Origin of the sequence: Bordetella parapertussis (assembly GCF_020735925.1) — a bacterium.
Classification (GTDB): Bacteria; Pseudomonadota; Gammaproteobacteria; order Burkholderiales; family Burkholderiaceae_B; genus Bordetella; species Bordetella pertussis.
Window position 1 is genome coordinate 4,701,132 of the sequence record NZ_CP085971.1, and the last position, 23,445, is coordinate 4,724,576.

23 protein-coding genes, 1 tRNA gene and 1 pseudogene are annotated in these 23,445 nt (G+C 66.5%); 22 read left to right on the plus strand and 3 right to left on the minus strand.

What is annotated here, in order from left to right; all coding sequences use genetic code 11:
• The first annotated feature begins 40 nt into the window (after nt 1-40).
• From LK409_RS22260 to LK409_RS22290, 7 genes are all read left to right on the plus strand, one after another.
• Complete coding sequence (locus LK409_RS22260; protein WP_003807589.1) at nt 41-802, plus strand: SDR family NAD(P)-dependent oxidoreductase; 762 nt, start codon at nt 41-43, stop codon at nt 800-802.
• Nucleotides 803-819: 17 nt separating this feature from the next.
• A complete protein-coding gene (locus LK409_RS22265) occupies nt 820-1,110 on the plus strand; it encodes a Dabb family protein (protein WP_003807590.1) in 291 nt (96 codons plus the stop codon).
• A 34-nt stretch (nt 1,111-1,144) separates the two neighbouring features.
• Nucleotides 1,145-1,927: an SDR family oxidoreductase gene (locus LK409_RS22270; protein ID WP_010927433.1), complete on the plus strand. Its 783-nt coding sequence runs from the start codon at nt 1,145-1,147 to the stop codon at nt 1,925-1,927.
• A gap of 15 nt (nt 1,928-1,942) precedes the next feature.
• On the plus strand, nt 1,943-3,094 hold the full coding sequence (locus LK409_RS22275) for an NADH:flavin oxidoreductase/NADH oxidase (RefSeq protein ID WP_010927434.1): 1,152 nt from the start codon (nt 1,943-1,945) through the stop codon (nt 3,092-3,094).
• A gap of 249 nt (nt 3,095-3,343) precedes the next feature.
• Complete coding sequence (locus LK409_RS22280; RefSeq protein ID WP_010927435.1) at nt 3,344-4,099, plus strand: YdcF family protein; 756 nt, start codon at nt 3,344-3,346, stop codon at nt 4,097-4,099.
• 334 nt (nt 4,100-4,433) lie between these two features.
• Entirely contained in the window at nt 4,434-4,883 is a 450-nt protein-coding gene (locus tag LK409_RS22285) for a tripartite tricarboxylate transporter TctB family protein (protein WP_003807599.1), read from the plus strand.
• A 12-nt stretch (nt 4,884-4,895) separates the two neighbouring features.
• On the plus strand, nt 4,896-6,413 hold the full coding sequence (locus LK409_RS22290) for a tripartite tricarboxylate transporter permease (RefSeq protein ID WP_010925786.1): 1,518 nt from the start codon (nt 4,896-4,898) through the stop codon (nt 6,411-6,413).
• 80 nt (nt 6,414-6,493) lie between these two features.
• Here LK409_RS22290 and LK409_RS22295 read toward each other — a convergent pair whose 3' ends face one another.
• The gene (locus LK409_RS22295) at nt 6,494-7,867 is read right to left on the minus strand and encodes a sensor histidine kinase (protein WP_010927436.1); all 1,374 of its coding nucleotides are present in this window, start codon (nt 7,865-7,867) and stop codon (nt 6,494-6,496) included.
• A complete protein-coding gene (locus LK409_RS22300; RefSeq protein WP_010927437.1) occupies nt 7,864-8,577 on the minus strand; it encodes a response regulator transcription factor in 714 nt (237 codons plus the stop codon). Before LK409_RS22300 ends, LK409_RS22295 begins: the two co-directional genes overlap by 4 nt.
• Nucleotides 8,578-9,155: 578 nt before the next feature.
• On the opposite strand from LK409_RS22300, the gene LK409_RS22305 reads away from it, so the two are divergent.
• The 4 genes from LK409_RS22305 (at nt 9,156) to LK409_RS22320 (ending at nt 11,877) form a co-directional block, all read left to right on the plus strand.
• Entirely contained in the window at nt 9,156-9,752 is a 597-nt protein-coding gene (locus tag LK409_RS22305; protein WP_010927438.1) for a DUF6088 family protein, read from the plus strand.
• Entirely contained in the window at nt 9,745-10,761 is a 1,017-nt protein-coding gene (locus LK409_RS22310; RefSeq protein ID WP_010927439.1) for a nucleotidyl transferase AbiEii/AbiGii toxin family protein, read from the plus strand. Before LK409_RS22305 ends, LK409_RS22310 begins: the two co-directional genes overlap by 8 nt.
• Nucleotides 10,762-11,077: 316 nt before the next feature.
• Nucleotides 11,078-11,359 (plus strand): type II toxin-antitoxin system TacA family antitoxin, encoded by a 282-nt coding sequence (locus LK409_RS22315; protein WP_010927440.1) that lies wholly within the window; start codon nt 11,078-11,080, stop codon nt 11,357-11,359.
• On the plus strand, nt 11,356-11,877 hold the full coding sequence (locus LK409_RS22320) for a GNAT family N-acetyltransferase (protein ID WP_010927441.1): 522 nt from the start codon (nt 11,356-11,358) through the stop codon (nt 11,875-11,877). Before LK409_RS22315 ends, LK409_RS22320 begins: the two co-directional genes overlap by 4 nt.
• Nucleotides 11,878-12,055: 178 nt before the next feature.
• Here LK409_RS22320 and LK409_RS22325 read toward each other — a convergent pair.
• Nucleotides 12,056-12,131: transfer RNA gene (locus tag LK409_RS22325), tRNA-Phe, on the minus strand.
• A gap of 254 nt (nt 12,132-12,385) precedes the next feature.
• Here LK409_RS22325 and hemA point away from each other — a divergent pair.
• The 11 genes and pseudogenes from hemA (at nt 12,386) to LK409_RS22380 (ending at nt 23,363) form a co-directional block, all read left to right on the plus strand.
• Nucleotides 12,386-13,660: a glutamyl-tRNA reductase gene (gene hemA / locus LK409_RS22330; RefSeq protein WP_003807616.1), complete on the plus strand. Its 1,275-nt coding sequence runs from the start codon at nt 12,386-12,388 to the stop codon at nt 13,658-13,660.
• Nucleotides 13,661-13,746: 86 nt separating this feature from the next.
• On the plus strand, nt 13,747-14,829 hold the full coding sequence (gene prfA, locus LK409_RS22335) for a peptide chain release factor 1 (protein ID WP_010927442.1): 1,083 nt from the start codon (nt 13,747-13,749) through the stop codon (nt 14,827-14,829).
• Between the two features lie 10 nt (nt 14,830-14,839).
• A complete protein-coding gene (prmC, locus tag LK409_RS22340) occupies nt 14,840-15,652 on the plus strand; it encodes a peptide chain release factor N(5)-glutamine methyltransferase (protein WP_010927443.1) in 813 nt (270 codons plus the stop codon).
• 37 nt (nt 15,653-15,689) lie between these two features.
• Nucleotides 15,690-16,016, plus strand: coding sequence for a Grx4 family monothiol glutaredoxin (gene grxD / locus LK409_RS22345; RefSeq protein WP_003807622.1), 327 nt, complete (start codon nt 15,690-15,692; stop codon nt 16,014-16,016).
• 4 nt (nt 16,017-16,020) lie between these two features.
• Nucleotides 16,021-16,581: a UbiX family flavin prenyltransferase gene (locus tag LK409_RS22350; RefSeq protein WP_003807624.1), complete on the plus strand. Its 561-nt coding sequence runs from the start codon at nt 16,021-16,023 to the stop codon at nt 16,579-16,581.
• Between the two features lie 241 nt (nt 16,582-16,822).
• Nucleotides 16,823-17,815, plus strand: a complete 993-nt coding sequence (locus LK409_RS22355; protein ID WP_010927444.1) for a tripartite tricarboxylate transporter substrate binding protein — start codon at nt 16,823-16,825, stop codon at nt 17,813-17,815.
• An 18-nt stretch (nt 17,816-17,833) separates the two neighbouring features.
• Complete coding sequence (locus LK409_RS22360) at nt 17,834-18,829, plus strand: ABC transporter substrate-binding protein (RefSeq protein ID WP_010927445.1); 996 nt, start codon at nt 17,834-17,836, stop codon at nt 18,827-18,829.
• Between the two features lie 15 nt (nt 18,830-18,844).
• Complete coding sequence (locus tag LK409_RS22365; RefSeq protein WP_003807629.1) at nt 18,845-19,714, plus strand: FAD binding domain-containing protein; 870 nt, start codon at nt 18,845-18,847, stop codon at nt 19,712-19,714.
• Complete coding sequence (locus LK409_RS22370; protein ID WP_010927446.1) at nt 19,711-20,220, plus strand: (2Fe-2S)-binding protein; 510 nt, start codon at nt 19,711-19,713, stop codon at nt 20,218-20,220. The genes LK409_RS22365 and LK409_RS22370 overlap by 4 nt, the downstream gene beginning before the upstream one ends.
• Nucleotides 20,213-22,594: pseudogene (locus LK409_RS22375) on the plus strand (xanthine dehydrogenase family protein molybdopterin-binding subunit). The gene LK409_RS22370 and the pseudogene LK409_RS22375 overlap by 8 nt, the downstream one beginning before the upstream one ends.
• Nucleotides 22,581-23,363, plus strand: a complete 783-nt coding sequence (locus LK409_RS22380; RefSeq protein ID WP_041937083.1) for an SRPBCC family protein — start codon at nt 22,581-22,583, stop codon at nt 23,361-23,363. The pseudogene LK409_RS22375 and the gene LK409_RS22380 overlap by 14 nt, the downstream one beginning before the upstream one ends.
• Nucleotides 23,364-23,445: the final 82 nt, after the last annotated feature.

Sequence of the window (23,445 nt, forward strand, 5' to 3'; positions counted from 1 at the left end):
CGGTATCCGGCGGCCTGAATCGTTATCGCGAGGCTTGGACATGAATCGTCTGGAAGGGAAAGTCGTTTTCATCACGGGCGGCGGCGCCGGCATCGGCCGCGCCAGCGCGCTGTTGTTCGCCCGCGAGGGCGCCCGGGTGGTAATCGCCGAGCGCGACGCGGACGCCGGCCGGCAGACCGTCGAACTGATCGCCGGGCAGGGCGGGCCGCGCGCCCTGTTCGTGCCGACCGACGTCACCGAGGCCGACAGCGTCGAGCAGGCGGTTGCGCGCACCGTGGCCGAGTATGGGCGCTTCGACGTGCTCTACAACAACGCCGGCGGCTCCACGGTGCGGGACTCCCGCGTGACCGATACGCCCGTCGAGGAATTCTGGGCCAAGATGAAGCTGGACCTGTTCGGCACCTGGCTGGGCTGCCGTTACGGCATCCAGGCCATGATCGACGCCGGCCACGGCGGGGCGGTGATCAACAGCACGTCGATCTTTGCCCTCATCGGCACCCATGGCAAGGATGCCTACACCGCGGCCAAGGGCGCGGTCAGCGCGTTGACGCGCTCGATGGCGGTCGAGTACGCGCAACATCGGATACGCGTGAACGCCGTGGCGCCCGGCGCCACGGCGACCGAGCGGGTGCTCAAGCTGCTCCAGGAGGATGGCGTCACCTCCAAATCGCTGGACGGCCAGCTGTTCGGCCTGGTGCAGCCCGAGGACATCGCCCACGCGGCGCTGTACCTCGCCAGCGACGAATCGAAGTCGACCACCGGCCATATCCTGGCGGTCGACGGCGGCCTCACCATTTCCTGACCGGCACCGGAGACTGCATGTTTCGCCACATCGTCATGCTCGGCTTCAAGCAGCCGTTGACCACGCAGGATCACGATTACATGGTGCAGGCGTGCGCCGCGATACGGCGCGAGCTGCCCGGCGTGATCGACCTGCGCTTCGTCGCCAACGAGGCCGACCGCGGCCTTGCGTATACCCACGCCTTCGTCGGCGACTTCGTCGACGCCGCCGCGCACGAACACTACCAGCGCGCCGCCATCCATGTTCCGCTCAAGCAGCGGGTCATGGAACTGAGCAGCCACCTGGTCGTGCTCGACTGCCGGCTCTGATTGCCGGCCGCGCATCGCAACAAGGAGAGCAGGCATGGACATGCGGTTGGCGGGCAAATCGGTGCTCATCACCGGCGCCTCGCAAGGCATCGGCGCGGGGCTGGCCCACGCCTTCGCCGGCGAAGGGTGCGCGCTGGTGCTCGTGGCGCGCTCGCACGAGAAGCTGCAGGCATTACGCGCCGAGCTGCTGGCGCGCCACGACGTCGGCATCGAGGTGCAGGCCATGGACCTCACCCGGCTCGACAGCGTCGAGCAACTGGCCGCCTCGTACGGCGCGGTCGATATCCTGGTCAACAACGCCGGCGGCATCCCGGGCGGCGACCTCTGGAGCGTGGACGCGCAGCGCTGGCGCGCCGGCTGGGAACTGAAGGTGATGGGCTATGTCGACGTCACGCGGGCGTTCTACCGGCGCATGCGCGAGCGCGGGCATGGCGTGATCCTGAACAATATCGGCAGCGGCGGCGAGAACTACGATTTCGACTACATCGCCGGCACCGCCGGCAACGCCGCCCTCATGGCCTTCACCCGGGCGCTGGGCGGCAAGAGCCTGCGCGACGGCATCCGCGTCGTGGGCGTGAACCCCGGTCCCGTGGCCACCGCCCGCATCGAGACGCTGATGCGCGGCCGCGCGCGCGAGCTGTACGGCGACGCGGAACGCTACACCGAGCTGCTGGCCAGGCTGCCGCTGGGGCGGGCCGCCAGCGTACAGGAGGTGGCGGACCTGTTCGTCTTCCTGGCTTCGCCGCGTTCGGCCTACACTTCGGGAGTCATCGTCACCATCGACGGCGGTATGACGTCGAACAAATCCATCGCCTGAAAGGGGCTGCAAGGCATGAACCAGGAAGCCGAGAACACCAAGCTGTTTGCGCCGTTGTCCTTGCGCGGCGTCGTATTGCCCAACCGGGTGCTCATTTCGCCCATGAGCCAGTACTCCGCCGTCGACGGCGTGGTGCAGGACTGGCACGGTTATCACGTCGCCGGCATGGCGCGCGGCTACCCGGGCAGCGTCATGCTGGAAGTGGCGGCGGTAACGCGCGATGGGCGCGGCACGCCGGGCGACCTCGGCATCTGGAGCGACGAGCAGATCGCCGGACTGGCCGAGCTGGCGCGCATCATCGAGGCACACGGCGTCGTGCCCGCCATCCAGATCGGCCATGCCGGCCGCAAGGCCAGCATGCAGCGGCCCTGGGAGGGCGGCCGGCCGCTGGCGCTGGACTCGTCCGATGAGGCCTGGCAGGCCGTGGGCGCGTCGGCGCTGCCCATCCAGGATGGCTGGCCGGCGCCCCGGCAACTGGCGCAGCGCGAACTGGCCGGCCTGGTCGACAGCTTCCGCGCGGCCGCGGCGCGGGCCGTGCAAGCCGGCTACCGCTTCGTCGAGGTCCATGCCGCGCATGGCTATCTGCTGCACAGCTTTCTGTCGCCGATCTCCAACCAGCGCGAAGACCTGTACGGCGGTTCGCTCGAGAATCGCATGCGCTTTCCGCTCGAAGTCGTCGCCGCCGTACGGGCGGCGCTGCCGGACGAGGTGCCGCTGTCGGTGCGCATCTCGGCCGTCGACGGCGTCGAGCACGGCTGGCAACTGGCCGACAGCATCGTGTTCGCCCGCGAGCTGAAGGCCCTGGGCGTGGACCTGGTCGACTGCTCGTCCGGCGGCATCCAGGGCTCGGCCACCGCCGGCAAGGGTCCGCAGGCCGTCAAGCGCGGCCCCGGCTTCCAGGTGCCGTTCGCCCACGCCGTCAGGCAGGAGGCCGGCATCGCCACCATCGCCGTGGGCCTGATCGTCGAGCCCGCGCAGGCCGAGGCCATTCTCCGACAGGAGCAGGCCGACCTCATCGCCATCGGGCGCGAAGCCCTGCAGAACCCCAATTGGCCCCTGCACGCGCGCCAGGCGCTGGGCGCCGACCGCGACTACAGCGCCTGGCCGGCGCAGTACGGCTGGTGGCTGCAGCGCCGGCCCAAGGTGGCGTGGGAAGAGGGCAGGTAGCCGATCGGCGATGGCGCTTGCGGCCGGGCCGGTCGCCCTGATCCAGCGTGAGGGATGGCGGACCGGCCTGCGCCAGGCGTGCCGCTGCGATCTCGGAATGTCGCCGCCAGGCTCAGGAAACCTCCTCGCCCGCCTCCTTCGATACCGCACGGCATATCGGCCTGCGCCATCCTGCCAGGGGGGGCTGGCGTTGCGCCGCCGCATATCGTAGGGTTTCGGCCTGTCGCCTCGTTCAATGGAGGGGTTCGGATGACGGTCCTGCTACTCATCGTATTGGTCTTGCTTGCCGCCGGTCTCGCCTGGCGCCAATGGCGCCGCGCCAGCAGAATGCTCTACGGCCTGTCGCTGGTGCTGTTCCTCGCGCTGGGTTGCGGTCCCATCGCCGCATGGCTGCTGGATGGCCTGCAATCGGACTACCAGGCAAAGCCGCCCATCGCATGGGGCCAGCGCAACGCCATCGTGCTGTTGGGCGCCGGCACGGAACAAGCCGCGGGCAGGATCGAGCCCGGCATTTTTTCCTATGCGCGCATCGTCGAGGCCGCGCGGCGCTACCACGATTGCAGGAAGGCAGCGGCACAGTGCAAGCTGATCGCGAGCGGCGGCGACGCCGCGTACCACGGCGACGCCGAAGCCAACGTCTACCGCGATCCGCTGGTCGCGCTGGGCGTGGATGCCGCCGATGTGCTGCCCGAGCCCGGCAGCATGAACACCTGGCAGAACGCCCAGTTCACCAGCGCCGTATTGCGGCGCTACGACGCCGACCGTGTCGTGCTGGTGTCCTCGGGCATCCACCTGAAACGCAGCGCGCTTTACTTCGCGTATTTCGGCGTTGCGGCCACGCCGGTGCGCGCCGATTACCTGCACGCGCGGCGGTCCGTGGTCCCGCTTTCGTACAACTTCGCCGTCGCGGATTTCGCGCTGCACGAATACCTGGGCATCGTGCGCTACCACGTCTACAACCTGCTGGGCTGGAATCCCGCGAGGACGCAACCCGGCCAGGCCTAGCGGCAGCATGCGCGTGGCGCATGCTGCCACGCGTCGGCATTCATTCACATCGGCCCTGCGTCCAACGCGGGATGCCGATCGGCGTGGCTTCGCGTTGGCGCCGGCGCGCAGCGCATTCCGGTGAGGTCAAGGCAATGGCCCGCAGGATCACGCCGCATATCCAGTCCTCGGAATGCGCGGAGATTGGTGGCCGCGCATATGCAGGGCCTGGACATTACCAAAATGTCAGGAAAAGGTAACTTGACGCACGGGAGCTGCCTCACGGACCATCTGCCGTCCAAGCTCCGCATATCAGACCGGAGCTGTATTCGACAATATCCAAGGAGACAATTGCATGCGTAGAGTCGACTACCGGGATTTGATCGGTGGCGGACTGGTCACGCTTGCGGGGGCTGCGGCGATGTACCACTCGTTGACCGCATTCTCTGTCGGCACGGCTGCCCGAATGGGGCCAGGCTACTTTCCCGCCCTCGTAGGCGGCCTGTTGATGCTGTGCGGCGTCATGATCCTGATCCCCGCGCTGCTGCGTGCGGGACCCATGCCCGTCCTCGAAATCAGGCCGCTGTTCTGGGTCAGCCTTTCGGTGCTTGCTTTCGCGCTGCTGGTGCTTTCGTTCGGCCTGGTGCCCGCGATCATCGCGCAGAGTGTCCTCGCCGGCATCTCGGATTGCAAACTGTCCTTGAGGAATTCGCTGCTACTGGCCGGGGGGCTCTCCGTCGGCGCGACCCTGATCTTCAAAGTCGGCCTGGGAGTCATCCTTCCGGCCTTCGCCTGGCCCTGGTAAGAGAAGAAAAAGATGGAACTGTTTGACAACATCATGCTCGGTCTGTCGACCGCGCTCGCCTGGAACAACCTTCTCTGGTGCATCATCGGCGTATCGCTCGGCACGTTGATCGGCGTGATCCCGGGCGTCGGGACCCTGGCGACCATGTCGCTGCTGTTTCCGATCACCTACGTGCTGGAACCTACCGCCGCGTTGATCATGCTGGCTGGCATCTGGTATGGCAGCACCTACGGCGGATCGACAGCCTCGATCCTGTTGAATCTTCCGGGAACGCCGGCCAATGCGGTCACGTGCCTGGATGGGTTTCCGATGGCCAAGCAGGGGCGTGGCGGTGTCGCGCTTCTGATGACGACCGTTGCTTCCTTCTTTGGCGCCAGCGTCGGCATCGTCATGATGATGCTGTTCTCCCCGCTCGTCGCCGAGGTCGCGTTCAAGTTCGGTCCCGCCGAGTACTTCTCGATCATGGCGCTGGGCCTGGTGGCGGCGTCCGTGGTGTCGTCCGGTTCCGCGATCAAGGGCATCACCATGGTCGTCGGCGGCGTGATGCTGGGCCTGGTCGGCACCGATGTCAATTCCGGCGTGGCGCGCTTCGATTTCGGATTTCCCGAGCTCCAGGATGGCGTGCAGATCGTCGCGCTGGCCATGGGCCTGTTTGGGGTCACCGAGATCATCGCCAGCATCAACCATGTCAAGGCGGCCGATCGCAAGATCGACGTCTCGATGAAGGCCATGCTGCCGACCCGTGACGAGATGAAGCGTTCCTGGGGGCCGATGGCCCGCGGATCGGGATTGGGCTCGTTCTTCGGCGTGCTGCCCGGCGTGGGGCCCACCGTGGCGGCCTTCATGGCCTATGCGCTCGAGAAGCGCACCTCCAAGACGCCCGAGCGCTTCGGCCGCGGCGCGATCGAGGGCATCATGGCCCCGGAGTCGGCCAACAACGCGTCAGACCAGGCATCCTTCATCCCGACGATGACGCTCGGGATTCCCGGCAGCGTGACGATGGCCTTGATCATCGGCGCGCTCATGATCCACGGCATCCAGCCCGGCCCGCAAATGCTGACCGAGCAGCCCGAGATGTTCTGGGGCCTGGTGATGAGTTTCTGGATCGGCAACATCGTCCTGGTGATCCTGAACGTGCCGATGATCGGCCTGTGGGTCCGTGTGTTGACGATTCCCTATCACGTCCTCTATCCGGCGATCGTGATGTTCATCTGCATCGGCACCTATGCGGTCAACAACAACGTCTTCGACGTCTACGCGGTTCTGGTGTTCGGCATCGCCGGCTACATACTGCGGGTGCTCGGCTTCGAGCCCGCGCCGCTGCTGCTCGGCTATGTACTGGGCCCGATGCTGGAGGAGAACTTCCGGCGCGCCATGCTGCTTTCACGGGGTAGCCTCCAGACCTTTATCGAGCGTCCGATCAGCATGTGGGTGCTGCTCCTGACGGTATTCTTGCTGGCGTGGGGCATGTGGAGCAGCCTGCGGCAGCGGCCCGCCGCGCGCATGGCTCCAGCTTCCGGGTCGACCTGATCCGCTGCGGGAGCGCGTGATGGCCGGCTGTCTTCAGCCGGCCATCACGCCTTGAGCCTGGCTCGCATGCTGTGCGAGTCTTAGGGCTTTGACTTTGGGTCCAGCGGCAGCGACACGGTTACCCGCAGCCCTGGTCGGGCATCGGAAAAACCAAGCGTGCCGACATGCAGGCCGACGATGCTCTTGACGCTGGTCAAGCCCAGGCCATGGCCTTCCGAGGATGGATCCGAGCGATAAAAATGCTTGCCCAGATGCTCATACTCGGCGGGTGGGAGCCCGGCGCCATCGTCCGTGATGGTAACAAGTGCGGTACGGTTCTGCCTGGTCACGTCGACCACGACCCGGCTGGCGGCGAACTTCACCGCGTTGTCGATCAGATTGGCAAGCGCGCTGGCGAGCAAGTTCGCGTCGCCATGCAGCGTAACGTTATCCAGCTTCGCGCGAAGTAGCGAGACGCCTTTCTCTTCCGCCAATGTCCCGTACATTTCCAGCACGTCCGCAACGATGACGTCAAGCTCGCAAGGCCTGAAGGAGCGGCGTTGTATGCCGGCTTCCAGCTCGGCAATCTGCAGCAGCTTTTCCAGCAAGACATTGAGACGTTCGATGCTTTCGATGGCATGCTGGTTGGCCTCCAGCACGTCCGTCATGGACACGCCAGGCCGCTGCGCGGCTCGCAGCGCGCCGATGATGCGCGTCAACGGCGTTCGAAGGTTGTGCGCAATGGTATCGGATATGTGCCTGGCGCTTTTCATCAACAGCTCGATCCGGTCCAGCATCGCGTTGACATCGCGGTTGAGCAAGGTGAACTCGTCTTCGCCTGTGGGCGCCGAGATGCGCTTGGAGAGCTGGCCCGCGCCAATCAGCTGCGTCGTCTGCCGGATATGGCTGACACGGTGCGCCAGCTCTCTCCTGAATATGTACGTCCCCAGCAGCACCAGCAGTACGGCCAGCAGAATTGCCGTGGCCGTCGCCTGCCCGATCAACGAGGTGATATCGCCTATCTCGCTCGAGTCATGCCCCACCACCAATGTTTCTCCGTCGGCCAGGGGCAGGACCTTCAGGTGTCCGCGCGTAGGCATGCCATCGTGGATGACGTCGGCCTCGTAGACGTCCGGACGCGTCGAGTTGAGTGGCAGGGACGCATCCAGGTTCCCGGCAATCTTCCTGCCGTGCTCATCGAGAAGCAGGTAGATCTCCCGGTCGGCGTCGATCCGATCCGAAAGCGTCAGCTCGATCGCCGCTGCAAGCGCATTGCGGCCGCCTTCTTCATACGCCACCTCCAGGCGTTGCGCGGTCGATGTTATTTGCCGCGTATATTCGGTACGCAAAGCGCCTATGAATTGAGTGTAGATGAATGCGCTCAATATCAAGGTGGTAAGAATCGCCAGCAATCCATAATTCAGCGTCAGGCGAAAGGATATCGAGTTCCATAGACGCCTAAGAAAACAAATCATTCTTTTCCAAGTTCCATGTTGTCGGATCCCTGCTTGTCGGAAAGGGTATAGCCGGCGCCGCGTATCGTGTGGATCAGCGGTGTCGCGCAGGAGGCGTCTATCTTGCGGCGCAGCCGGCTGACCTGGACATCGATCACATTCGACTGCGGGTCGAAACTGTAGCCCCAGATCGTCTCGAGCAACATCGTTCGCGTCACGATCCGGTGAGCGTGCAGCATGAGATAGACCAATAACCGGAACTCCTGCGGCTGCAGGGATATTGGTCTTCCGGCGCGTTGCACTTTCTGCGTGGCGACATTGACCGAAAGATCCGCAATCCGAAGTTCCTTCACGTCCGGATCGGGGCGCGTCCGCCTGACCAGGGCATCCAGCCTGGCAACCAGCTCGGAGAAGGAGAACGGCTTGACCAGATAGTCGTCACCGCCGGCCCGTAAACCGTCAACCCGGTCGTCGACAGCCGACAGCGCGCTGAGCACCAGGACCGGCGTTTTCTTGCCCAGCGCCCGCAGCGTGGAAAGTATTGAAAGGCCATCCACGTTATTGGGCAGCATGCGGTCCAGGATGATGATGTCCCATTGGTCCTTCATGGCATTCTCCAGGCCGCTCGCCCCATCCCCGCTGACGGTAACCATGTGCCCCAGTTCCGTCAGGCCATTGGCGAGATAGCGCGCGTTGGCTTGATCATCCTCAATAAGCAGACACTGCCACATATGCATTTCCAGGTGAGATAAGGGAGAGAGCGAGCGCGCCCCTCGGAGACAGGCGGAATCACGTCCCGGGCGCCATGCCCGTTCCATGCCGCCATCGCAGCCGACGACCGTATCACCCCATGCCAGCCGGCTCAAGATGGCAGCGCCACGGCGATCATGTTCATGGGCCCGGTACTCAAGCAGCGCCCGGGCACGCGGGACGTTTGCGCATGGGCCGTCCGGCAACGCTCGCGCGACACGGCATGCCGCCCTCCAGGGCGGTGCAGGCTCGGGGCCCGTGCCAGCCTGGACGGCGCATGGGCGCGGCAGCGTGGCGTCTCCGGCGGTGCTTGTCGGCCTGCTTCATGACCAAATGGTAATGAAGATGTCATGTTCCCCGGACTGGTTTGGCCTGGCTGCGGCGCCAAGACCGTGGATTTTCCTGAGTCTCAGGGTCCATGCAGGGCAAACGCAATGCCGCTGCCACCCTGATACTCTCGAACAGCCTGGGCCAGGGCCCGTGCCTGCTTCGGACGAATGGCATGTGGAATCCTGGAATGTCAGAAACTGGTATATTATTTATGACATATTGAGCCACGATGAACACGCTGCCCGAGACCATCCTTCGACAAGCCCAATCTCTCCCCGAGGGAGGCGTGCTGTCGCCCAAGGAGTTCCTGCACCTGGGAAGCCGGCCGGCGGTGGACCAGGCGTTTTCGCGGCTGGCCAAGGCCGGCAAGCTGCTGCGCGTGGCCCGCGGCACCTATACGGCGCCGGTCGCCAGCCGGTTCGGCGCGCGGGCGCCTGCGCCCGAGAAGGTCGTCCAGGCGCTGGCCGAGCAAAGCGGCGAGACCGTCGTGCCGCATGGCGCCAGCGCGGCCAATACGCTGGGCCTGACGCAGCAGGTGCCGCTACGCGAGGTCTACCTGACCTCCGGCCGGACCCGCAAGCTCAAGCTCGGCCGCTCGGAGGTGCTGGTGAAGCACGCGCCGCGATGGATGCTGGCGCTAGGCGCGCGCCCAGCCGGCGCGGCCGTGCGCGCCCTGGCCTGGATCGGACCGGCGCACGCCGGCGAGTCGCTGGTATTGCTACGCCGCACGCTGCCCCATGCCGAATGGCAGGCACTGGCCTCGGCGCGGGCGACGCTGCCGGGCTGGATGGCGCAAGCCATCGGCAAGGAAGCCGCGCGTGAATGAATACTTCTTCGATCTGAGCAAGACAGATCAACGCGATGTCTTGGAATACGGCCGTGCCGAAACCGGCCGTCCCGCCCATCTGTTCGAAAAGGACATATGGGTGGTGTGGACGCTACGCGCGCTGTTCGCCTCGCCGCTGGCAGCCGACTTGACGTTCAAGGGCGGCACGTCGCTGTCGAAGGTCTACAAGGTCATCGACCGCTTTTCCGAAGACATCGACCTGACTTATGACATTCGCAAGCTGATTCCGGACCTGATCGGCGCGGGCGGCGAACTGCCGGCCAGCCGCAGCCAGGCAAGCAAATGGACGCAAGCGGTGCGGCATCGTCTACCCGGCTGGATAACGCGAGCCGTGCTGCCCGTGATCCAGGCGGCCCTGGCGCATGAACGGCTGGACGCCCAGCTTGAACTTGGCGGACAAGGCCGAGACAAGCTGTTCCTGCGCTACCCCGCCTTGACGCAGGGCACAGGCTATGTGGCGCCTGTCGTCACGCTGGAATTCGGCGGTCGCGCCACTGGCGAGCCGCATCAGGTATGCCCGGTGGTGTGCGACATTGCCGAGAGTTTGACCGAGGTTTCGTTTCCCATCGCTTCGCCGCTGGTCATGAGTGTTGCGCGCACGTTTTGGGAGAAAGCCACCGCGGCGCATGTGTTCTGCGCGCAGGGCCGCATCCGCAGCGAACGCTACGCGCGGCATTGGCACGACCTGGCCGCGATTGCCCGAAGTCCGCACTTCGCCGCCCTCGTGACTGATCGGGCGGTGGCCGAGGCCGTTGCTCGCCACAAGTCCTGCTTCTTCATGGAGAAGGATGCCGTCGGCCAGGTCATCGACTACATGGCGGCGGCCACTGGACATTTGAAGATCGTTCCCGAAGGCGAAGCCCGCGCGGCGCTCGCCAAGGACTATGCGGCCATGTTGGCGGACGAGTTGATGGTGGGCGATGCCATGTCGTTCGATGCGCTGATGGCTGCCTGCGCCGCGCTTGAAGCCGAACTGAACAAGGTATAGCCGGGCCTTCGGCTACCCCGCGCCGATGCGGGCGGAACACGTGCGCCGCGTTCGATCACGGCTTGCCAAATCGTAAAGCTGCGGGACTGTTGTTCCGTGAACGCAGGTCGTCCATCCAGAAAGGCCGCCGTCATGCGCATGATGGCTCGGGCGAGGAACCCATGCTGTGCTGGATCGGCAAGGCCTAAGCCCCTGGCGCCCCCCCTGTGCAAAGCTGAGGGTCAGGTGTGAAGACCGAGTGGGCAGCGTTTGCGAGGGCCTTTTTTATGTACTCCATTCGGAAGTACAATGATTCCTCATTCCCGAGGGCTTCCCTATGTCTGGTACAGCTGAAGTAAAAGATGAACGGCTGCAGGTACGCCTGAACGCTGAAGCCAAGACCGTGCTGCAACGCGCGGCCAGCTACCGTCATAAAACGGTGAGCCAGTTCGTGCTGACCACTGCGTTGGCCGAAGCCGAAAAGGTCATTCGCGAGAATGAAGCCGTATCCCTGTCGGCCGCAGACTGGAAAATGTTTTATGACGCCTTGAGTGCTCCCCCTGCGCCCAACGCCGCGCTGCGCAAGGCGTTTGCCAAGTATCAAAAGGCTGCTGGATGATGGCCGTGCCATTGGCCTGGCTGGTTTCGGCGTTTGATGGCAAGGCGCATGACCGTACTGCGTTCTCGTGTGGTTCTCCCGAGCTTGACCGCTATCTTCGAGAACATGCCTCACAGGACATCAAGCGAGATATTGCCCGTGTCTTTGTGGCTGTGCGGCCCGCAACCACTACGGTCTGCGGTTATTGCAGTTTGAGCGCCACCAGCTTCCAGCGTGATGAGCTGCCAGCGGAGCAGGCCAGGAAGCTGCCGCGCCATCCCGTTCCCGCGGTCCTGCTTGGTCGCTTGGCTGTTGATTGCGATGCACAGGGATCGGGCTTGGGCGAGTTCCTGTTGATGGATGCCATGCACCGCACGCTGCTCGCTACGCAGGTGATGGCCGTCTACGCCATGGTTGTGGATGCGAAAGACGCTTCTGCTGCCAAGTTCTATCGCAAATACGGGTTTATTGCCCTTCCGAACAACGCACAGAGGTTGTTCCTGCCTATGGAGACGATACGCCAGTTGCAGGAGTCTTAATCCGGCGTTCGATGTCGTAGTCCAGGCGGTTCAGACTGTCCATGGGCCGGGCGGGTTGGAGTACAGCCAAACGCGGGATGTAGCGGCACGACTTGGGACCGTTATGGGCGAGACTTTTCACCCAATCCCCTGGCGCACAAATGAAAATGCCCAGCGCAAGGGCTGGGCATCGAATTCTTGGTGGCCTGGGGCGGAATCGAACCACCGACACAAGGATTTTCAATCCTCTGCTCTACCGACTGAGCTACCAGGCCAACGAAGTCCGCAACTATACACAATTTTTCGAGTCCGTGCACGCGCGCCGCCCGCTTGTGTGAAAAAAGCCGCGCACTTGCGCAGCGATTGCGCAAAAGCGGCGCACCCCGGGTGCCGTGGCGGGACCGCCGCGTCCGGCGCGCCGGCCGCAGGGGTATAGGGGGCCGGGCAGGGGGTACGGGGTATAATCCTTGGCGGTCGCTGTTACAAAATTAGCAGCTTTGCGCCGGGCGCTTGCCCATCCCAGCCTTTCATGTCAGTCGCCGTTCTTGCCTTCGGTCTGAATCACACCTCCGCCCCGGTCTCGGTGCGCGAGCGCGTTTCCATGCCCGTGGACTTGGTCAAGCCCGCGCTGGAAGGCCTGCGCGCGACGTTCGGCGGCGCGGTGCGCGAGGCGGCGATCCTGTCGACCTGTAATCGTACCGAACTCTATTGCGCGGCCGAGGGGCAGGTGGCCGAGCATCTGCCGGCCTGGCTGGCTGAGCACAACCGGCTGGAAGCCGCGGCCTTGCGCCCGCACCTGTACCGCCACCAGCACGACGATGCCGTGCGCCATGCGTTCCGCGTGGCCAGCGGCCTGGATTCCATGGTGCTGGGCGAGCCGCAGATCCTGGGCCAGATGAAAGACGCGGTGCGCGCGGCCAACGAGGCCGGCGCGCTGGGCACGCTGCTGCATCAATTGTTCCAGCGCACATTCTCGGTGGCCAAGGAAGTGCGTTCGCAGACCGCCATCGGCGCGCATTCGGTGTCGATGGCCGCCGCCGCGGTGCGGCTGGCCGAGCGCGTGTTCGGCCAGCTGGAAGACGCGCGCACGCTGTTCATCGGCGCCGGCGAGATGATCGAACTGTGCGCCACGCACTTCGCGGCCCAGCGCCCGCGCAGCATGGTGGTGGCCAATCGCACCATCGAGCGCGCCGAGACCCTGGCGGGCCGGTTCTCTGCCCAGACCATGAAGCTGGCCGACCTGACCGAACGGCTGGCCGAGTTCGACGTCATTGTTTCCTGTACGGCCAGTTCCCTGCCCATCCTGGGGCTGGGCATGGTCGAACGCGCCACGCGCCAGCGCCGGCATCGCCCCATGGTGATGATCGACCTGGCGGTGCCGCGCGATATCGAGCCCGAAGTGGGCCGCCTGGACGACGTGTATCTGTATTCGGTGGACGACCTGGGCCGGCTGGTGCAAAGCGGCACCGACGCGCGCCGCGCGGCGGTGGTGCAGGCCGAGGCCATCATCGAGACGCGCGTGCAGGGCTTCATGCACTGGATGCAGTCGCGCGAAGTCGTGCCCGTGATCCGCGACCTGCATCAGGCCGCCGACGACGTGCGGGCCGCCGAGCTCGAGCGCGCGCGCCGCATGCTGGCGCGCGGCGAGTCGCCCGAGGCCGTGCTGGAACAGCTGGCGCACGGGCTGACGCAGAAGTACCTGCATGGCCCGCTGGCCGCGCTCAACCGCAGCGAGGGCGACGAACGTCGTCAGCTGCTGGCCTGGGTGCCGCGCCTGTTTCCCGGCCGCGATTCCCGCCGTTAGCTGCGCGCGCCAGACCCCGCCTTCGCGGCGGGCGTTCGTGCGCCGGGCGTCCGCTTGTGTCCATTCTTTCCTGATACCGAACGCCCATGAAACCGTCCATGCGCAGCCGACTCGAGCAGTTGGCCCACCGTCTCATCGAAGTCGACGCCTTGCTGGCCGAGCCGGAAACGGCGGCCGATATGGACCGTTTTCGCAAGCTGTCGCGCGAGCGCGCCGAGCTGGAGCCGGTCGTCGAGGCGTTCAATGCGTTCCTGGGCGTCGAGGCCGATGTGGCCACCGCGCAGGAGATGCTGTCCGATCCCGACATGAAGGCCATGGCCGAGGACGAGATCAAGACCGGCCGCGCGCGCATCGAGGAGATGGAGGCGGCGCTGCAGTTGCTGCTGCTGCCGCGCGATCCCGACGATGGCCGCAGCCTGTTCCTGGAAATCCGTGCCGGCACAGGCGGCGACGAAAGCGCGCTGTTCTCCGGCGACCTGCTGCGCATGTATACGCGCTACGCGGAAACGCGGGGTTGGCGCGTGGAGATCATGTCGGAGAGCGAGTCGGAGCTGGGCGGCTACAAGGAAGTGATCGTGCGCATCGATGGCGACGGCGCCTATGGCCGGCTGAAGTTCGAGTCCGGCGCGCATCGCGTGCAGCGCGTGCCGGCCACGGAGGCGCAGGGCCGCATCCATACGTCGGCATGCACGGTGGCGGTGATGCCCGAGGCCGACGCGATGTCCGACATCGTGATCAACCCCAGCGATCTGCGCATCGATACGTTCCGCGCCAGCGGGGCGGGCGGGCAGCACATCAACAAGACCGATTCGGCGGTGCGCATCACGCACGTGCCGACCGGCCTGGTGGTGGAGTGCCAGGACGACCGCTCGCAGCACCGCAACAAGGACAAGGCCATGCAGGTGCTGGCCGCGCGCCTGAAGGACAAGGAAATGCGCGAACGCCAGAGCAAGGAGGCCGCCGAGCGCAAGAGCCTGATCGGCTCGGGCGACCGCTCCGAGCGCATCCGCACCTATAACTATCCGCAGGGCCGCGTGACCGACCATCGCATCAACCTGACGCTGTACAAGCTGCAGCAGATCATGGAAGGCGACCTGGACGAGCTGACCGGCGCGCTGCTGGCCGAGCACCAGGCCGAGCAACTGGCGGCGCTGGGCCACGATCTGTGATGCGCGGGCGATGACCTTGCTCAAGGACCTGCTGGCCGACCCGGGCCTGCCCCGGCTGGAGGCGCGCATGCTCGCCGAGCACGTGCTGGGCCGCTCGCGCGCCTGGCTGCTGGCGCACGATACCGACCCGGTCGAGCCCGCGCACGAGGCGGCCTGGCGGCAGCTGGCGGCGCGCCGCCTGGCTGGCGAGCCCATGGCCTATCTGCTGGGCGGGCGCGAGTTCATGGGGCATTGGTTCGCGCTGACGCCGGATGTACTGATTCCGCGTCCGGATACCGAGCTGCTGGTGGAGACGGCGCTGCATTGGCTGCAAGGCCGCGTCGCGCCGCGCGTGCTGGACCTGGGCACCGGCAGCGGCGCCATCGCCGTGTCGGTGGCGCTGGGTTGCCCGCAGGCCCAGGTGACGGCCACCGACCTGAGCGCGGCCGCGCTGGCGGTGGCCGAGGGTAACGCGCAGCGGCTGGGCGCGCGGGTGCGCTGCCTGGCGGGCGACTGGTACGAGGCCTTGCCGGCGCAGGACCGCTACGACCTGATCGTCTCCAACCCCCCCTATATCGCGCGCGAGGACGCGCATCTGGCGCAGGGCGACCTGCGTTTCGAGCCGCGCGGCGCGCTGACCGACGAAAACGATGGGCTGGCGGCGCTGGCGCGCATCGCCGGCGGGGCGCCCGGGCGCCTTCTGCCTGGAGGCGCCATCTGGATGGAACACGGCTGGGACCAGGCCGAGGCGGCACGGGCGCTGCTGCGGCAGGCCGGGCTGCGCGAGGTGCACAGCCGGCGCGATCTGGCCGGGATCGAGCGGATTTCCGGTGGATACCTATAATTGAGCTGTTGAGCTACTTCCCTTTGCGAGCCCCCCTATGAGCGACGTGCAAGAATTCATCCGCGAAACCGTGACGCAGCACCCCGTCGTGCTGTTCATGAAGGGCACTGCCCAGTTTCCGCAATGCGGCTTTTCGGGCCGCGCGATCCAGATCCTGAAAGGCTGCGGCGTCAAGAAGCTGGTGACCGTCAATGTGCTGGAAGACGACGAAGTCCGCCAGGCCATCAAGACGTTTTCCAACTGGCCGACGATTCCGCAGCTGTACGTCGGCGGCGAATTCATCGGCGGTTCGGACATCATGTCCGAGATGAACGAAAGCGGCGAGCTCAAGCAGCTGCTCGATGACTCCGGCGCGACGGCCTGAGTCCATGCGGCGGCTGGTCGTCGGCATCACGGGCGCCACCGGCGCCATCTACGCCGTGCGCCTGCTGCAGGCGCTGCGTGGCGTGTCCGACGTCGAGTCGCACCTGATCGTGTCGGCTTCGGGCGTGCTCAATATCAAGCACGAACTGGACGTGGGCCGGCACGATGTCCAGGCGCTGGCCGACCACGTGCACAGCGTGCGCGATGTCGGCGCCACACTGGCCAGCGGCGCGTTCCAGACCGCCGGCATGGTGATCGTGCCGTGCTCGATGCGCACGCTGGCGGCCGTGGCGCACGGCCTGTCCGATAATCTCATCACCCGCGCCGCCGACGTCACGCTCAAGGAGCGCCGCCGGCTGGTCATGATGGTGCGCGAAACGCCGTTCAACCTGGCCCACTTGCGCAATATGACCGCCGTCACCGAAATGGGCGGCATCATCTTTCCGCCGCTGCCCGCGTTCTACCACCGCCCGGCCTCCATCGAAGAGATGGTCGACCACACCGTGGCGCGCGTGCTCGAACTGTTCGACATCGAAGTGCCGGGCCCGCACTGGGCCGGCATGTAGCGCGCCCCGTATCCGCCCGCGCCCGTACCGAAGCCTGTCCCCGTGGGGCAGGCTTGTTTGCGTCTGAGCGCGAGAAGCCGCGGCAGGGAATCCCCCGATATTGACACCGGACAATTATTCAGTACTATGCGCAATTAATTCAGTGTACTGAGTAGAAGCATAGAAGCACCTGGCTGTTTGTTGTTCCGATCAAGATCCAGCCGCCCGCATTCTGCGGGCGGCGGCCACAAGGGGAATACAGATGCAACGCCGTTGTTTTCTAGCCAAAGTCGCCCGCATCGCCGCCGCTGTCGGCGTCAGCGCCTGTGCCGCGAACGGTTCCTTCGCCGCCACCGGCGACTTCCCGAACAAGCCGCTCGACATCATCGTCACCTTTCCGCCTGGCGGGGGGACCGATATGCTGGCGCGTCTGATCGGCAACTATCTCACCGAGAGCCTGGGGCAGACCGCCGTGGTCGAGAACCGGCCGGGCGCCAGCGGCAACGTGGGCGCGCGCCTGGTGGCCGACCGCGCGCCGGACGGCTATTCGCTGCTGATGGTCAACAGCTCGTTCGCCGTCAATCCGGGCGTGTTCCGCAACCTGCCGTTCGATCCGAAGAAGGACTTCGCCGCCGTCATCAACGTGGCCTATGTGCCGTCGGTATTCGTGGTGCCGGCCGGCTCCAAGTACAAGACGCTGGGCGAGCTGATGGCCGCGGCCAAGCAGACCAACACCCAGGTTACCTACGGCTCGTGCGGCAACGGCACGCCGCAGCATCTGGCCGGCGAGCTGCTCAACGTCAGCGCCAAGACGCATATGGTGCACGTGCCGTACAAGGGCTGCGGGCCGGCGCTCAACGACGTGCTGGGCAGCCAGATCGGCCTGGCCGTGGTGACCGCCTCGAGCGCGATTCCCTTCATCAAGGCAGGCAAGCTGCAGGCCTTGGCGGTGACCTCCAAGGAGCGCTCGGCGCTGCTGCCCGAGGTGCCCACGGTGGCCGAGCAGGGCGTGGCCGGGTACGAGCTGAACCAGTGGCACGGCCTGCTGGTGCCGGGCGCCACGCCGATGGCGGTGCGCCAGAAGCTGTACGACGGCATCGCCAAGGTGATGCAGCGCGATGACGTGCAGAAGAAACTGGCCGACCTGGGCTACAGCACCGCCAGCGACGGCCCGGAAGTGTTCCAGAAAATGGTGGAAACCGATATCGACCGCTTTTCGGCGCTGACCAAGCAGATCGGCCTGAAAGTGGACTGACCCCTGGGAGATGCAAGCATGAGCAGCAAACTGAAGATCAGCCGTTCCTGCGGCGACTACGATCGCACGCGCGCCTTGTTCGACGGGCGCGCGCCCATCGAGGGCTGCGAGGTCACGGCCGTGCCGCTGGAGCCGGAGGAGGCGTTTCATCGGGCCTTCCGCTACCACGAGTACGACGTCACCGAGATCTCGATGAGCAGTCATATGATGACCACGGCTCGCGGCGACAACGAATACATCGCCATTCCGGCGTTCCTGTCGCGCGTGTTCCGCCATTCGGGCATTTATGTGCGCACGGACCGCGGCATCGACAAGCCGCAGGACCTGCGCGGCAAGACCATCGGGGTGCCCGAGTACCAGATCACCGCCAACGTGTGGATCCGCGGCATCCTGGAAGACGCCTATGGCGTCAAGCCGCAAGACATCAAGTGGCGCCGGGGCGGCATAGAAGAGCCGGGCCGCGGCGAGCGGGCGCCGATCGAACTGCCCGACGGTATCGACCTGCAGCAGATTCCCGACGACAAGACCCTGTCGGACATGCTGGAGGCGGGCGAGATCGATGGCTATATCGGTGCGCGGGCTCCCTCGTGCTTTCTGCGCGGCGCGCCCAACGTGGGTCGCCTGTTCAACGACTACCTGAAGACCGAGCAGGATTACTTCCGCGAGACCCGCATCTTCCCCATCATGCACATGGTGGGCATCCGCAGGTCCCTGGTCGAGCAGAACCCCTGGCTGCCGGTCAGCGTCTACAAGGCCTTCCTCAAGGCCAAGATGCTGGCGGTCAAGGAGCTCAACGAGATCTGCCACCTGGCCGTGACGTTGCCCTGGATGGTGCACCACTACAACGCGGCGCGCGAACTGATGGGCGACGATTACTGGCCGTACGGGCTGGATGCCAATCGCCATGTGATAGAGACCTTCGCGCGCTATCACTACGGCCAGGGCCTGTCGCGCCGCCTGGTCAAGCCCGAGGAGCTGTTCGCGGCCTCTTCGCTGGACTTGTCCAAGATCTGAGAGGCAGCCCGAACCATGAAAGCGCCGGCCTTGCAGTATCACGCGCCTGCTTCGTTGCCGCAGGCCCTGCAGTTGCTCAGCGAGCACGACAATGCGCGCGTGCTGGCCGGCGGCCAGTCGCTGGTGGCGATGCTGAACATGCGGTTCGCGTTTCCGGACTGCCTGATCGACATCAACCGGGTTCCCGAGCTGGCGTACATCCGCCACGAGCAGGGCGAAGTCTGCATTGGCGCGATGACGCGCCAGCGCGAGATCGAGTTCTCGCCGCTGGTGGCGCAGCATTTGCCGCTGTGGCGCGAGGCGGTGCTGCAGGTCGGCCATCGCCAGACCCGTAACCGCGGCACGGTGGGCGGCAGCCTGTGCCAGCTGGATCCGTCGGCGGAGATCCCGACCGTGGCGCTGGCCATGGACGCGACCCTGTCGGTGGCCAGCGTACGCGGCACGCGCACCCTGGCGATGGCGGATTTTCCGGCCGGCTACATGACGCCGGCGCTCGAACCCGACGAAATGCTGGTCGGCCTGGCGGTGACGCCATGGCCGGCCGGCCATGGCCATGCCTTCGTGGAGTTCGCGCGCCGCCATGGCGACTTCGCCATTGTGTCGGTGGCGGTGCTGCTGCTGCTCGACGACGCCGGCTGCGTGGCGCGCGCCTCGATCACCCTGGGCGGGGTGGCGGCCACACCCGTGCGCATGGCGCAGGCCGAAGCCGCGCTGCTTGGGCAGCCGGCCGAGCCCGCCACGCTGGCGCGGGCGGCGGCGCTGTGCGCCGCCATCGACGCCAAGGCCGACAGTTATGTGCCGTCGTGGTACCGCCAGCGGCTGGCGCGCGTGTTGACCGAGCGCGCCCTCACGCAGGCGGTGGCGCGCGCCAAGGAAAGCGAATGAGCGATATCACCGAATCCACTGCGCAGCACGTTTCGTTGACGGTCAACGGGCGCGCATGCGGCGGTTGCGCCGAGCCGCGCATGCATCTGGCCGATTTCCTGCGCGGCGAGCTGGGGCTGACCGGCACGCACATCGGTTGCGAGCACGGGGTGTGCGGCGCCTGTACCGTGCTGGTCGATGGCTATTCGACGCGCAGTTGCCTGATGCTGGCGGTGCAGGCGCAGGACAGCCGGGTCGATACCATCGAGGGACTGGCCGGCGAAGACGACGCGTTGCATCCGATCCAGCAGGCGTTCCATGAACTGCATGCGCTGCAATGCGGTTATTGCACGCCGGGCATCCTGATGTCGGTGGCCGAGCTGCTGGCGGCCAACCCTGATCCCGATGAGGTGCAGGTGCGCGACGTGCTCTCGGGCCACCTGTGCCGCTGCACCGGGTATCAGAACATCGTGGCCGCGGTGCTGCGCGCGGCGCAGCTGATGCGCGCGGAGGCCGGTCATGACTGATGCGACAAGCCCCGGACTGGGCCGCAGCGCGCCCCGTATCGAGGACGATGCGCTGCTGCGCGGCCAGGCGCGCTTCCTGGACGATATCGAGGTCGAGGGCGTGCTGCATGCCTGCTTCGTGCGCAGCCCGCATGCCCATGCGCGCCTTGTCTCGATCGACCTGTCGGCCGCCCGCGCGGTGCCGGGCGTGGCCGCGGTCTATGGGGCGCGCGACCTGTTCGGCCAGTTGACGTCCTGGCGCATGCCGCTGGGGTTCCCGCTGGCGGCGCTGCCCGATGACACGACGCCGTTCGTGCTGGCCGAGCGCGAGGTGGCGTTCGTCGGCGAGGCCATCGCGGTGGTGGTGGCCGACAGCCGCCACATCGCCGAGGACGCGGCGGCGCGGGTGGCGATCGAATATGAAGTGCTGGGCGCGGTGGTGGATTGCCGCGATGCGTTGCGGCCCGATGCGCCGCTGGTGCGCGGCGAGCTCGCGTCGAACATTCTGCAGCAGTACACGCTGGCCTATGGCGACTGCGAGACGGCTTTCGCGCAGGCGCACCGGGTGCTGGAAGACGATTTCTGGGTGCATCGGGGCTGCGCGCATCCCATGGAAGGGCGCGGCGTGCTGGCCCGCATGGACCGCGCCACCGACACGCTGACCGTGTGGTCCTCGACCCAGATGGCCCACGAACTGCATTACACGCTGGCCCTGATGCTGGGCCAGCCCGAGGACCGCCTGCGCGTGGTGACGCCCGACGTGGGCGGCGGGTTCGGCGCCAAGTTCATGATTTATCCCGAGGAAATGGCGATTCCCGCCGCCGCGCGCAAGCTGGGCCGCCCGGTCAAGTGGGTGGAGGACCGGCGCGAGCATTTCACGACCTCGATCCAGGAGCGCGACCAGTACTGGAAGGTGGCGATGGCCATCGACGACCAGGGCCATGTGCTCGGCATACGCGGCAACTTCGTGCACGACAACGGCGCGTATACGCCGCAGGGCACCAATGTGCCGTACAACGCCGCCTCGTCCATGACCGGCCCCTACGTGGTGCCGGCGTTCTCGCTCGATGTGAGCGTGGCCTATACCAACAAGGTGCCGGTGGCCACGGTGCGCGGCGCGGGATATCCGCAGGCGGCCTTCGTCATGGAGCGCATGATGGACAGGGTGGCGGCCGAGTTGGGCATCGACCCGGGCGAATGCCGCCGCCGCAACCTGATCGGCCCGGCCAAGATTCCCTACACCAAGCCGTTGAAGTCGCGCGCGGGAATGCCGCTGACCATAGACAGCGGCGATTTTCCCGCCTTGTAGGCATGCGCGCTGCAGGCGTCCGATTATGACGGCTTCGCGGTGCGGCGCGATGCGGCCCTGGCGCGCGGCCGCTGGCGCGGCATCGCGGTGGCAAACAGCGTCAAGCCCACCGGGCGCGGCCCGTTCGAGGTGGCGCGCGTGCGCGTCCAGCCGTCGGGCCAGGTGTCGATCTACACCGGCGCCCTGGCCATGGGCCAGGGCATCAAGACGACGCTGGCGCAGATCTGCGCCGGGCACCTGGGCGTGCCGGTCGCGGCGGTCGAGGTGCAGGCCGGCGATACCGCCTACGTGGGCTACGGCATGGGCGGTTTCGCCAGCCGCCAGGCCATCATGGCCGGTTCGGCGGTCGACCAGGCCGCCGCCCAGGTGCGGCGGCAGGCGCTGGAGACGGCGGCGGCGGTGCTCAAGGCCGAGGCCGAAACGCTGGAACTGGCCGATGGCGAAGTGCGCGCGCCCGACGGACAGTCGGTGTCGCTGGCGCGGCTTGCCATGCTGCGCAAAGGGGTGCCGGGCTATGCGCTGGTCAGCCCGGGCGATCCCGGGCTGGACGCCACCGCGTACTTCCACTGCGACGCGCAGACCTACGCCGGCGCCTCGCATGTATGCGAGGTCGAGGTCGACCCCGCCACCGGGGCCATAGAGATCGTGCGCTATGTGGCGGCGCAGGACAGCGGCCGCATCATCAATCCGCAACTGGCCGAGGGCCAGGTGCACGGCGGGGTCGTGCACGGCATCGGCAATGCCTTGTTCGAGTGGATGGGCTATGACGCCGCCGGCCAGCCCCTGAGCACCACGTTTGCCGAATACCTGCTGCCCACCGCGCCGGAAGTGCCGCCCATCGAGGTGGTGTTCCAGCCCTCTCCCACCCCCTTGAACCCGCTGGGCGTCAAGGGCGTGGGAGAGTGCGCCACCATTCCGGTGGCCGCGGCCGTGGTCGGCGCCGTGGAGCACGCCGTGGCCCATTGCGGGGTGCGCGTGACCGAGTTTCCGCTTACGCCGGTGCGACTGCTGGAGCTGCTGACGCAGGCCGAAGCGCGCGCCGCCGCGCCTACTGATTCAGGGGAGTTTGTCGATGGAGTTCACTAACACCTTCCATGTGCCCTTGCCGCTGGACGAGGCATGGCAGTTGATGCTGGATGTGCCGCGCATCATGCCCTGCCTGCCCGGCGCGCGCCTGACCGAAGTGCTGGGTCCGGACAAATACCGGGGTTCGGTGACGGTGCGCCTGGGGCCGATCAAGCTGGGCTTCGAAGGCCAGGCCGAACTGGTGCGCAAGGACGAAGCCACGCACACTGCCTGGCTGCAGGGTTCGGGCATGGATCCGAAGGGGCGCGGCTCGGCCAAGTCCGAGTTCAGCTTCGCGTTGACGCCGGCCGCCCATGGCGGCACGGACGTCACGGTCAATACCCAGCTGGCGCTGTCGGGGGCGGTGGCGCAATACGGGCGCGGCAGCGGCATGATCGCGGAAGTGGCCGCGCAGATCCTGGGACAGTTCGAGCAGAACCTGGCGCGCTCGCTCAGCGGCGAGGCGCAGCAGGGCCCGGTGCAACCGGCTGGCGCCATGCCCGCCCGGCCCGGGTCCGCGGCGCCTGTGGCCGCGGCCGCGCCCGCGCCCGCGGGCAGCGCGGTCAGCCCGGATGCGCAGGCCGTGCTGCTGCAGGCGCAGGCGGTATTGAGCCAGGCGCAGGCCGTGCTGGCCATGGCCCAGGCCAGCCTGGCGCGTCCCGCTCGCGGCGCGCCGTCGCGGGCCGCCGCGCCTAGCGCCGAGCTCAACATGCTGGGCATAGGCATGCGCGCCATGTGGGCGCGCGTCCGTTACACCGTGGGGGGTTGGTTCGGCCGGCGCGAGAGCTGATCGCACGGGCGCTTGCCCCATTCCGATATGCGAGGCGCCTGTCCCGCGTGGGGACTGACATCCGCGGCAAGGTGTGCCTGTC